The 9,519-nt window shown below is 65.6% G+C and carries 13 protein-coding genes; 9 read left to right on the top strand and 4 right to left on the bottom strand.

The window, feature by feature from the left end; genetic code table 11:
* From ACTMTI_RS26190 to ACTMTI_RS26180, 3 genes are all read left to right on the top strand, one after another.
* A partial coding sequence (locus ACTMTI_RS26190) for a hypothetical protein (protein WP_441123152.1) occupies nucleotides 1-218 on the top strand: 218 nt, incomplete at its 5' end.
* A 127-nt stretch (nucleotides 219-345) separates the two neighbouring features.
* Nucleotides 346-507, top strand: a complete 162-nt coding sequence (locus ACTMTI_RS26185) for a hypothetical protein (protein WP_441123151.1) — start codon at nucleotides 346-348, stop codon at nucleotides 505-507.
* 69 nt (nucleotides 508-576) lie between these two features.
* A complete protein-coding gene (locus ACTMTI_RS26180; protein WP_441123150.1) occupies nucleotides 577-2,463 on the top strand; it encodes an alginate lyase family protein in 1,887 nt (628 codons plus the stop codon).
* Between the two features lie 313 nt (nucleotides 2,464-2,776).
* Here ACTMTI_RS26180 and ACTMTI_RS26175 read toward each other — a convergent pair whose 3' ends face one another.
* Nucleotides 2,777-3,091: an SCO4402 family protein gene (locus ACTMTI_RS26175; RefSeq protein ID WP_441123149.1), complete on the bottom strand. Its 315-nt coding sequence runs from the start codon at nucleotides 3,089-3,091 to the stop codon at nucleotides 2,777-2,779.
* 955 nt (nucleotides 3,092-4,046) lie between these two features.
* Here ACTMTI_RS26175 and ACTMTI_RS26170 point away from each other — a divergent pair.
* Nucleotides 4,047-4,460 (top strand): DUF4279 domain-containing protein, encoded by a 414-nt coding sequence (locus ACTMTI_RS26170; protein ID WP_441123148.1) that lies wholly within the window; start codon nucleotides 4,047-4,049, stop codon nucleotides 4,458-4,460.
* A 432-nt stretch (nucleotides 4,461-4,892) separates the two neighbouring features.
* Here ACTMTI_RS26170 and ACTMTI_RS26165 read toward each other — a convergent pair whose 3' ends face one another.
* Nucleotides 4,893-6,185 (bottom strand): hypothetical protein, encoded by a 1,293-nt coding sequence (locus ACTMTI_RS26165; RefSeq protein WP_441123147.1) that lies wholly within the window; start codon nucleotides 6,183-6,185, stop codon nucleotides 4,893-4,895.
* 344 nt (nucleotides 6,186-6,529) lie between these two features.
* Here ACTMTI_RS26165 and ACTMTI_RS26160 point away from each other — a divergent pair, with 344 nt between their 5' ends.
* Both ACTMTI_RS26160 and ACTMTI_RS26155 read left to right on the top strand, forming a co-directional pair.
* Nucleotides 6,530-6,823 (top strand): hypothetical protein, encoded by a 294-nt coding sequence (locus ACTMTI_RS26160; RefSeq protein ID WP_441123146.1) that lies wholly within the window; start codon nucleotides 6,530-6,532, stop codon nucleotides 6,821-6,823.
* Between the two features lie 245 nt (nucleotides 6,824-7,068).
* Nucleotides 7,069-7,803 carry a GntR family transcriptional regulator gene (locus ACTMTI_RS26155; protein WP_441123145.1) on the top strand — a complete coding sequence of 245 codons (735 nt, stop codon included), beginning with the start codon at nucleotides 7,069-7,071 and terminating at the stop codon, nucleotides 7,801-7,803.
* Nucleotides 7,804-7,845: 42 nt separating this feature from the next.
* Here ACTMTI_RS26155 and ACTMTI_RS26150 read toward each other — a convergent pair whose 3' ends face one another.
* Together ACTMTI_RS26150 and ACTMTI_RS26145 are read right to left on the bottom strand one after the other, a co-directional pair.
* Entirely contained in the window at nucleotides 7,846-8,097 is a 252-nt protein-coding gene (locus ACTMTI_RS26150; protein WP_441123144.1) for a hypothetical protein, read from the bottom strand.
* Entirely contained in the window at nucleotides 8,094-8,240 is a 147-nt protein-coding gene (locus ACTMTI_RS26145) for a hypothetical protein (protein WP_441123143.1), read from the bottom strand. The genes ACTMTI_RS26150 and ACTMTI_RS26145 overlap by 4 nt, the downstream gene beginning before the upstream one ends.
* Before the next feature lie 195 nt (nucleotides 8,241-8,435).
* On the opposite strand from ACTMTI_RS26145, the gene ACTMTI_RS26140 reads away from it, so the two are divergent.
* The 3 genes from ACTMTI_RS26140 to ACTMTI_RS26130 are packed head-to-tail and all read left to right on the top strand — an operon-like array spanning nucleotide 8,436 to nucleotide 9,435.
* A complete protein-coding gene (locus ACTMTI_RS26140; RefSeq protein WP_441123142.1) occupies nucleotides 8,436-8,858 on the top strand; it encodes a plasmid replication, integration and excision activator in 423 nt (140 codons plus the stop codon).
* Nucleotides 8,858-9,124 (top strand): hypothetical protein, encoded by a 267-nt coding sequence (locus ACTMTI_RS26135; RefSeq protein ID WP_441123141.1) that lies wholly within the window; start codon nucleotides 8,858-8,860, stop codon nucleotides 9,122-9,124. The genes ACTMTI_RS26140 and ACTMTI_RS26135 overlap by 1 nt, the downstream gene beginning before the upstream one ends.
* Nucleotides 9,121-9,435 (top strand): hypothetical protein, encoded by a 315-nt coding sequence (locus ACTMTI_RS26130; protein WP_441123140.1) that lies wholly within the window; start codon nucleotides 9,121-9,123, stop codon nucleotides 9,433-9,435. Before ACTMTI_RS26135 ends, ACTMTI_RS26130 begins: the two co-directional genes overlap by 4 nt.
* The last annotated feature ends 84 nt before the right edge of the window (nucleotides 9,436-9,519 follow it).

The raw sequence follows: 9,519 nt of genomic DNA, 5'->3' as shown, positions 1-9,519 counted from the left end.
TGTTCGCAGGCATGACACGCCGGGAAAACCGCCGAGATCACTCCAGCTCGGCCGTACCGACCAAACCCTTTGTCAGCAGGCTCTTACAGCGCGGCGAACTCCACGCGCTGTGCGAAGCGACGACATACCGCCGACATACCGGGCTGAACTACCATCGCTCCGCCAAGGACTGCCGCTTCCGCTGCTGGTCAGATACCGCCGCCACAGGGAGAAAGTGATCACAAGCATGCGTGAGATCGCGCGCCGCGTCGCGTCCTGGGCGATCGGTGGTCTGCTATGGCCCGAAGGAGCTGCCCCAGGACATCGAGCTGTTCTGGCGGCAAGCCGTGGTTGCGGATCCGGGTGGTGCACCTGCTCCATGCGTGGTGCTGGCGCGCCGCACGCCAGCACCGGGATGCCATGGCCAAGGCGCTCATGAGCTTGGCCCAGGAGTCAGGGGCCGCGAACGTCGGCCACCCGCTGGAAGGCCCCGCCCCGCGCGCCTTCGTCACCTCCAAGGCCGTCTGACTCCGACCACCCGTAAGCCCCAGCTATGCCGTTCTCCGTCCAGCCAGCCCCCCTTTGGGAAGGAATCCCGTGCGTCTCGCTCGTCCTGTTGCTGCCGCCATGCTCGTGGCCGCCGCTTTGTCTGTTCCGCAGCCCGCACAGGCTGCCGGGTTCAAGCACCCCGGTGTCCTAGTCAGCCGTGCCCAGCTCGACTTCGTCAAGGCCAACCTCGACAAGGAGCCTTGGAAGTCAGCCTGGGACGCCCTGCAGAACAGCTCCTTCGCCTCGCTGTCCTACACGGCCAAGCCCCGCACCGACGTGAACTGCGGCGGGAATTCCATTCCCGACAACGGCTGCTCGGACGAGCGTAAGGACGCGATGGCGGCCTACACGCACGCCCTGCGGTGGTACCTCAGCAAGGACACCCGATACGCCAAGAAGGCGATCCAGATCATGGACGCCTGGTCGGCCGTGATCACCAAGCACACCGGCAGCAACGCGCCGCTGCAGACCGGCTGGGCGGGCGCCAACTTCTCCCGGGCGGCCGAGCTCATCAAGCACACCTACGGCGGCGGCTGGAGCCAGGCCGGCCGGTTCGCGAGCAAGCTCCGCACCGTGTACCTCCCGACCCTGATCGCCGGACGGCCCGACAACAACGGCAACTGGGAATTGATCATGACCGATGCCGCCATCGGCATCGCCGTACACCTGGACGACCGTGCCTCCTTCGACCGGGCGGTCGCGACCTGGCGCGGCAGGCTGCCCGCCTACATCTACCTCGCCACCGACGGCTCGATCCCCAAGGCGCCGCCCGGCAGCACGGTCAACACCAAAGCCGAGATCATCGACTACTGGTACGACCAGACCACGTTCGTGGACGGCCTGACCCAGGAGACCTGCCGCGACTTCTGGCACACCGGCTGGGGTCTGGCGGCCATCTCCCACGTCGCGGAGACGGCCCGCCACCAGGGCGTGGACCTGTATTCAACGGCCAAACACCGGCTGCGCCGCGCGATGGACCTGCACGCCAAGATACAACTCGGCGGCTCAGTCCCAAGTTGGCTGTGCGGCGGCAAGGTCAAGGCCGACCTCGGCAACCACTACGAGGTCGGCTACAACGCGCTGCACAACCGCCTCGGCTACAACGACTTCCCCTACGCCGCCAAGTGGGTCGAGCAGAAGCGCCCCATGGGGACGTCGCACTTCCTGGGCTGGGAAACCCTCACCCACGCGCAGAACCGTGCCTCCTCCTCGGTGGAGACCGCCTCGGTTTACGGGGCGCTGCCGGACGGGAAGTTGACCTACACCGCCATCGATGCCGCTACCGGACAGCGCACGCGTGGCGCCTTTGTGTCCACGGCCACTCTGGGTTTCACTCCCAAGGCGATGGCGACGCTGGACTTCAATACCATCCTGGTCACCGAGAAGGGGCCGGAGGGCCGGCTCTACCGGGTCGATATACAGACCAATCGTGACAGCCTCATCTTCGAGCCGCCTGTCTATCTCGGCAGCGGTTACACCCACGACCTCCTCGCCTACGACGGCAACGGCCAGCTGTTCGGCATCGCCGGCGGGACCCTGCGCCGCTACACCGTCAACGCGACCAAGCCCACGATCGACAACATCAGCGGCAACACCGCGATCGGCGACGGCTTCACCCTCAAGACCCTGACCGCCACCGGCCCTGGCTGGATTCTCGGCACAACGGCTGACGGCAAGCTGATCTCTTACCGGATCAACGGCCCCGGTTCCTGGCAGAGGTACCAGCTACGCGACGCCACCTGGCAGGTCTTCGACCATCTCCTGTCGCCCGGTGGGGGCGTGTACTACGGCCACCGGAGCGAGGGCTCCCTCTTGCGCTACGACGACCAGAACCCCTACGACGGCCAGGGCGACGACCTCAGCAGCCAGGGCGCCGTCGGCACCGAAGGCTGGACCCAAACCCTCCTGTCCGCCCAACCCGCCAGCGTCAGCTGACCGAACAACCGACAGCCGCCGGAGAACCCCGGGTATCGTCCGAGGTCCTCCGGCGTGGCCTGGCCCTCGATGCCTGACTCCACAGTGGCGGCATTGACAACAACGAGTTGTACCCGATCGGGGCATGCCGGACCGGTCTGAGTGTCCGCCTAGGTCACTCGTTCTACGGGCACGTAGCGGGCCGAAATCCAGCCTCAGCCCCTCCTCCGCCCTTCACGTCCACCCCTACCTGACGCTCCTATGTGCAAGGGGTTGGTTGGGTTGATATCTCGTCGTGGCTCTGGGCGTCTTGGAGCCGTCGTCACATGTGCTGTCAGTCGGACGATAAAGCTGTGTGGGCAGCGCTGGCCGCATGCAGGATGTTGATCCATCCAGGATGGTCGAGGTAGGCGTTGTCTGGAGCGGCAGGGCCAAGGTCATCGAGGACGCGCAAGAGGGCATCAACGACCGTCTGCACGAGATCGGCTTCTCGTTGATCAAGGAAAAGGTGCGGGATCAGTGCTCGTGCGCCATGTTGGTCGATGAAGGTGTCGTCGATGAGCCAGTGCACGGCAGCGGTGAGGTCCGGCCATCCCTTCCCGGACCGCCAGTGTTGGTCCTGGTAGGCCCGTGCTGAGGAACGAAGCACGGATCGTCGATCGCCCTCAGCAACCTACGACGGCCAGCCATGCAGTGGCGATCGTAGGGCTGCATCTGTGCGGCGGCGTGGCAACCCCGGTCGGCGTGTTCGGCAAGTGCGGTTGGGGCCGGCGTGCGGTGCCCGGCCCGGTGTCCCGCCGCCGTTCGGGACCGGCCCCCAGGCCGCACGCCCGGACGGCGGGCGGGTGGAGGGCCGGGGGTACGGCGGCGCGCCGCGCCGCCGCTTGATCTCTACAAGAACAATTCGGCAACTCGCTACAGGGCAGCTACAGGACAGCGGCCTACCGGTTCATGGGCTTCTTTCATCTCTGACCACCGAGCGGGCGGGCAACGGCCCCAAGGTCCTTCTGAGCACCTATTCCAAGTGCCTCACGGGGAAGCCGAGGATTCTCCGCATTGGATCATCGACGCCCTCGCACGAAGATCGTGGGAACGCATCGGGAAAGAAGAACCGCAGTCAGCCAGTGACGGCCGGACACAACCGGACGCCCCCAACTGATCCACAACATGCGAAAGCCCAGGTCATCGCATGATGATCTGGGCTTCCAAGTAGAGCCGACGAGGGGAATCGAACCCCTGACCTTCTGTTTACAAGGTCCCCAAACGATCTTCACTGGCGTTCGCAGGTGTCCGCCACCTCGTCTGGCTGCATCCTTGTTGTTCGTCTCCGTCCGCCGCAGTTCATGGACGTCCGCTCGGGTGGCTCCCGAAGTGGCTCCCAAAAAGCTCGGTGGATCACCTGCTTGCAAATCGCTCTGATCTTCGAGCACACAATGGCTCTGACATGCGCCGAGGATGGTTCGAGAGTGACCGTGATCAACCGCCGCTGACCCTCCGTAATGGCACGCTAGTGGCACGACGATCAGGGTCTTGAGCAATGGAAGCCATTGCCCCTTCCAAGTGATGCAGGCGCCCGCCAACCCTTGAACCGCTACCGTGTCCACGTGATCGTCGAGCAGCAGGTCTACTTCATGATCCAGTCCGATGAACTGGATCCCGGGCAGATCAGCCAATACGTGGGCGTCGAGCCGACTCGGTCTGAGGCGAAGGAGTCACGACGCGGCAGGAAGAGTGGGCGCCCGCTACCGCCACGACACGAATGGCTGCTCGACTCCGGCCTTGCGGAGACCACCTCACTCAATGAGCAGGTGGAAGCTGTGATGAATCAGTTGGCCGGCGCCTGGGATCGGATCGGAGAGCTGACCGCTGGCGGCGCAGCGGCCACGTTGGTCATGCTTCGGTCGTTCGAACCGGGAGAGCACTCCAGCCCGCGAGGACTCCTTCTTGACGAAGAAGCCATCAGTTTTCTTCACAGAGCTGGAGCCGATCTATGGATCGACGAGTACGACTTATCGTAGGGCTGGCGATGGAGACGCTCGCACGGTACCGGGCGGGGCCTCGGGGTGCACGAACTGAGCGCTGAACTCATCGCCGTCCATCGTGTATACGGTGATCAGCCACGTTGTTCGGTGGGCCGGGGCTGAGGAACGAAGCCCTGGACCTTCGATCGCCCCCAGCCACGTACAGCGGCCAGCCACGCTGTGGCGATCGTGAGGGCTGCATCTGTGCGGCGGCGCGGCGACCCCGGTCGGAGCGTCCGGTCCGTACGGCGGGGCTGGCGTGCGGTGCCCGGCCCGGTGTCCCGCCGCCGTCCGGGACCGGCCCCCAGGCCGCACGCCCGGACGGCGGGCGGGCGGAGGGCCGGGGGTACGGCGGCGCGCCGCGCCGCCGCTTGATACCTAAAAGAACAACTCGGCAATTGGACGGACTTGCGAGTGGCCGTGTCTCGCTCAATCAAGCAGGTCCGGACGGCGGCTGGTCAGGGCTCTGCGGGCAGTTACGAAGCGCTCGTGGAACTCTTCGGCAAGCGCTTCGCGTCGATAGCGCTGCCGTAGTACGCGATCGAGATCTCCGGCACGGTTCACCAGGTCAGTAAGGGATCGTCGATCGATGTCGAAGGCAGCCAGGCCCTCATCAACAGCCGCGTCGAGATCGCCGCGTCGGGCATGGACGATGCCAAGGTCTATGTGCGCGTCGGCGACTCGCATCGGGGCGTTGGAGGTGCCATCCGGGCGGGTGTGCATCTGGATGGTCTCGCGGGCGTGTTCCTCGGCGCGGTCATCATCAGCAAGCCAGGTGTAGCAGGTAGCGGCATAGAAGACCCACTTGGCGTGGTCAAAGACGAAGTGGTGGTCGGGGTGCTCGGGCATGGGCAGGCTGCCGAGGACTTCGGCTCCGCGGGTCAGGGCTCGGTCGGCTTCGCGACGGTCTCCGATGCGGGCCAGGCCGCGGGCTTCTTGGAGGGTGAGTTGGACCATGGCACTGCTGGTGCCGGCCACGGCTTGCCCCATGCGGGCGGCGGTGACGACGTCTTCGTAGCGGCCTTCGACGAGGGCGAACCAGGCTGACATCTCGTGTGCCCAGCCCATGAGTTCGCCGTGTCCGACCTGGCGACCCATCTCGAAGGCGGCGCGTCGGGCGGTTTCAGCCTCTTCCCTTTCGCCCAGGTCGTAGTGAACGCAGCCCAGCAGGGCGGTTAGCCAACCGGTGATCACGAGCAGTTCGCGATGCTGGCCCAAGGTGAGGCGTCCGGCGAGCAGGCGGTTGATCTGCGCCAGGCGCTTTTGGGTGCGGTCGCGTAGCGTGCCCGCTGGCACAACGGGGTAGGCGCGGCACAGGAGATCGACGGCCTCGGCAAGGGCCTCCAGAGTTCCGGTGCCAACGTCGGATGCCTGCAGTTGCTGGGCAAGTTCCATGGTTCCGTACAGGTCGGCCTCGGCGCGGAGGGCGTCGGCGGGGATCACGCGGGCCTCGATGAGGCCACCGCTACCGGTCTGCTTGCCCTGGGAGAACCCGAGCGCCTCCGGCTCCAATCCCGTCAATTGGGTCAGCGCCAACCGGTACGGGGTTCGTGGCCATCGGACCTCGCCGGCCTCCCAGCGTCGTACGCGCTCCTCATCGCAGGTCAGCCTTTCGGCGATCCCTATCGGCGTGGCGTTGACCTGGTCGGCCATCTGCGCGCGTGAGAGGTGCCTCTCATTCCGCCAGGCGCGGAGGCGAACGTTTGGGATGTAGTCGGGCATCTTCGGGTCTTCCTCCCGGCTGGGGGCTCGAAAGGGGAAATGAGGGGGCCGTTCAGGGGTCCTGCTCAGACTCGGTTGCCGGTGGACTTGTCATCAATCAACCACGGTACGTCACGCGGCTTCCCGCCACAGGGAACGCCGGATGAACGAGGAGATGGCGACGGTGATCCGGCCAGACGAGACAAGCAAGACGTCGCCCTGCCCGGCTGCCGGGGACGCGGGATCAAGCTGCGCGACTCGCGCCGTGCGCTCCTCATCAGCGACGACGACGGAGATCAAACTTCGACTGGGGAGCGGGAGTGTCTCGATTGCCTCGGAGGCGGCCGGGCCGAAGGGAGCGGAACATGAATTCGATCACGCAAGCGGCATTGAACGGCTTCTCGCAGAGCAGAGAGAGTAGGGAAGAGGGCGACATGCTCGTCCGACTGCGCGACCGGCTCACTGACCTCGGCGTCAACGCCGAACTGCGGGACAACAACAGCGCGCTCATGGTGCACAAGCCTGAGCCCGGCATGCCGGTGTGGGTGTTCGTCGGCTACGGCGGCGCCTACTACTCGTGGCAGAACGCCGAACGGCGGCACCCGACCAGCGATCCGGCGGGCGCGGCGAACGTCCTGGCTGAGTACATCGCCAGGTGATGACCGGCGCGGCGTGACAAGTGGGGCCTTCCGAAGGGGTGGAGGCCATCGCCCTGGCTCGTCGCGCCCTCCCCGGCAGGCAGATGCAATGGCGGCTCCCGCGGCGTCCTTCCTCGCGCCCGGCTACTGCGCTGCCTGCCGAGTTCCTGGCGTGCAGGCTCTGCTTTCATGAAGCGCGTGGACAGTCGTCGGTGCGCGGGATACTCTCAAACTTGGTAAAACAACCTGTCGGCTGTTGGACGGTCATGATGTCGCTTGAGTCCGTGCCGCCGAAGTATGCGCAGCTTGTCCATACTCTGCAACGGCGTATCGAGGCGGGAGACTACCCACCGGGCACGCTTCTCCCCAGCGAGAACCAGCTCATCCAAGAGTTCAGCGTCTCCCGTCCCACCGTGGTCGCCGCCCTTCGCGTGCTGCGCGAGCAGGGCTGGATCGAGTCTCAGCAGGGCAAGGGACGCTTTGTACGCGGCCGTCCGGCGATGGCCTCCGTTGAGCAGAAGCGTCCGGGACAGGCCTACCTGACCAAGCCGGAGACCGACTCCACTGGCGAGGTCGTTGTAGTGGGCGCGGTCGCTGTACCGAATCGGGTCGGCGTGCTGCTCGACGTGCAACCCAAGAGCAAGGCGTTCGTGCGGCGGCGATTGATCAAGCGCCAGGGTGAACCGACTGAACTGGTGTCGCTCTGGCTGCCCTTGGAACTGTCCGAGGGGACGGATCTGACCAGCGGCGAGCCGTTGCGGCAGGGCTTCCGCGAGCATCTCCAGGCGCGCAAGGGCGTGCGTTTCGATCACATCGTGGAGCAGATAACCGCGCGCATGCCCTCTGCTGACGAGGTCAAGCAGCTTGCTATGCCGAAGAACCAGCCACTTCTGGCCGTCTTCGGCGCGGTACGGGATGCCTCCGGCCGGCCTTTGGCAGTTGTGGAAGTGCTGTTGCCCGCTGATCGGCATGAGTTGGAAGACGCGTATCCGATCGCGTAGGGCCATCCGAACCTGGATGCGGGTCCGCGATGTGCTGCGCACTTAGTAGCAGCGCCAATCCCAGTCCCAGTTATGGGAGTCGTATGCCTCGACGATGACCCGGCGACCGCCAACGTCAGGATCCTCGTCTCCGAAGTACAAAGTGATCATCGCTTTCTCCTCGGCTCCAGCAATGGACGCGTTGTCATAGTGGCGGTGGACCTCCTCCGGGGTCAGTGCCGTCTGCAGCGTGATCCGGACGCGGTAGTCGCAATAAGATCCACTGCCCCCGACCAGGTTCTTTCCGAAGGTCACGTCGCGATCTCCCGGGAGACGTCTCGGGTGTTCGGTGGGAGCGGGTAGGCGAGGACGCGCTCATAGAACGCTTCAAGCCGGGCGTTGTCGCGCCACTCCGGGATCATGATCAGCAGGAACAGCCCGACAAGTGGAACGATCACGACTGCGGCTAAGCATCCCCACGCGATTCGCACGAGATCCTCCCGGAATGTAGGGCCGTCTGGCTTGGGCGACTGTCTATCGGATTGGTGACACCGCCGTCACCTTCACCTAGTAACTTGACCTAGCAAGCTACGGAGAGTTATCGTCTAGATACTTGATAGGTCGAGTGCCTGTCATCCAAGTGAGGAGTAGCAATGGCTCTGCAAGGCCCCATCCCCGTCACCTTCGCCATGGTCTTCCCGCACGGCTGCTACATCGTCGGCGAGGTCGAGCCCGTCAAGGACTTCGACGCCTCGTCCAACGGTCGCTTCGTGCAGGCCCGCGACAAGCAGACCGCAGAGCTGGTCTGGCAGGTCGCGGTCATGGACGGTGACCCGACCCTCAAGCCCGCCCAGAAGACGGTGGCGGTCAAGATCCTCGCGCCGGTTCAGCCGGTGCCCCCGCAGCCGATGCCGGGGCTGCCGTTCACGCCCGTCGAGTTCGACGGCATCACGGTCACGCCGTACGTCAACGCCGCTGGCCGTCTCGCCTTCTCGATCAAGGTTCAGGAGATGCGCGCCCCCCGCCAGACCGCTCAGACCACCTCGACGACCAAGGCCGGAAAGGAAGCCGCCTGATGACCCGTCGCCGTACCCCGCGCAACAGCGTGATCCGGCTGACCACCGGAAACGCCGCTCGCACGCTCAACCACCCGTTCACCCGCCGTGAGCCCATCCTGGCGCTGGACTTCGGCGCCACCTCCGTCCTGGTCACCACGAGCGGGTCGGTGACGGCGGAAGACCTGGAGTTCGCGCGCCAGCTCGCCCGCGAGGCCCACCGCTTCGCCCGCTCCCTGGAACGGAGCTTGTACGGCCTTCCCGACGGTCAGGGAGTGGCGGCATGAGCGAACATCGGCCCTACACCTACGTCGCCTTGTCCATACGACCCGACTCCGACCCGCACGTCGGCGTCTCCTTCCACACGCCGCGCCTCCAGATCCGCGCCGGACTGCTGGTCAGCAATCCCCGGCCGTACCTGGAGTTCGCCTCCCACGAGGCCAACGTGCACATCTCCACCACCGGGGCCGGGCCGGTCACCGACGCCGACCTGACCCTCGCCCGCGAGATCTTCAACGCCGCCGCTCGCTATCTCGCCGACTGCGAGCAACTGCACGCCGAACAGTCGGCCGAGGACGCCAGCGACACGGCGGCCTGAGACGAAGCGGGGCCGCTGGAAGCGGCAACTTCCGGCGGCCCCTCGGTTCTCCCCTGACTCCACATCACGAGAGGTTCCCAGCTT

It is taken from the genome of Nonomuraea sp. H19 (assembly GCF_052068215.1).
Classification (GTDB): domain Bacteria; phylum Actinomycetota; class Actinomycetes; order Streptosporangiales; family Streptosporangiaceae; genus Nonomuraea.
This window is presented reverse-complemented; position numbering and strand designations above follow the sequence as displayed.

What these genes read in the sequence shown, in the direction of transcription:
- ACTMTI_RS26165 (WP_441123147.1), bottom strand. Translation starts at nt 6,185, where the DNA reads ATGCCCGACTACATCCCAAACGTTCGCCTCCGCGCCTGGCGGAATGAG.
- ACTMTI_RS26160 (WP_441123146.1), top strand. Translation starts at nt 6,530, where the DNA reads ATGAATTCGATCACGCAAGCGGCATTGAACGGCTTCTCGCAGAGCAGA.
- ACTMTI_RS26155 (WP_441123145.1), top strand. Translation starts at nt 7,069, where the DNA reads ATGATGTCGCTTGAGTCCGTGCCGCCGAAGTATGCGCAGCTTGTCCAT.
- ACTMTI_RS26140 (WP_441123142.1), top strand. Translation starts at nt 8,436, where the DNA reads ATGGCTCTGCAAGGCCCCATCCCCGTCACCTTCGCCATGGTCTTCCCG.
- ACTMTI_RS26135 (WP_441123141.1), top strand. Translation starts at nt 8,858, where the DNA reads ATGACCCGTCGCCGTACCCCGCGCAACAGCGTGATCCGGCTGACCACC.
- ACTMTI_RS26130 (WP_441123140.1), top strand. Translation starts at nt 9,121, where the DNA reads ATGAGCGAACATCGGCCCTACACCTACGTCGCCTTGTCCATACGACCC.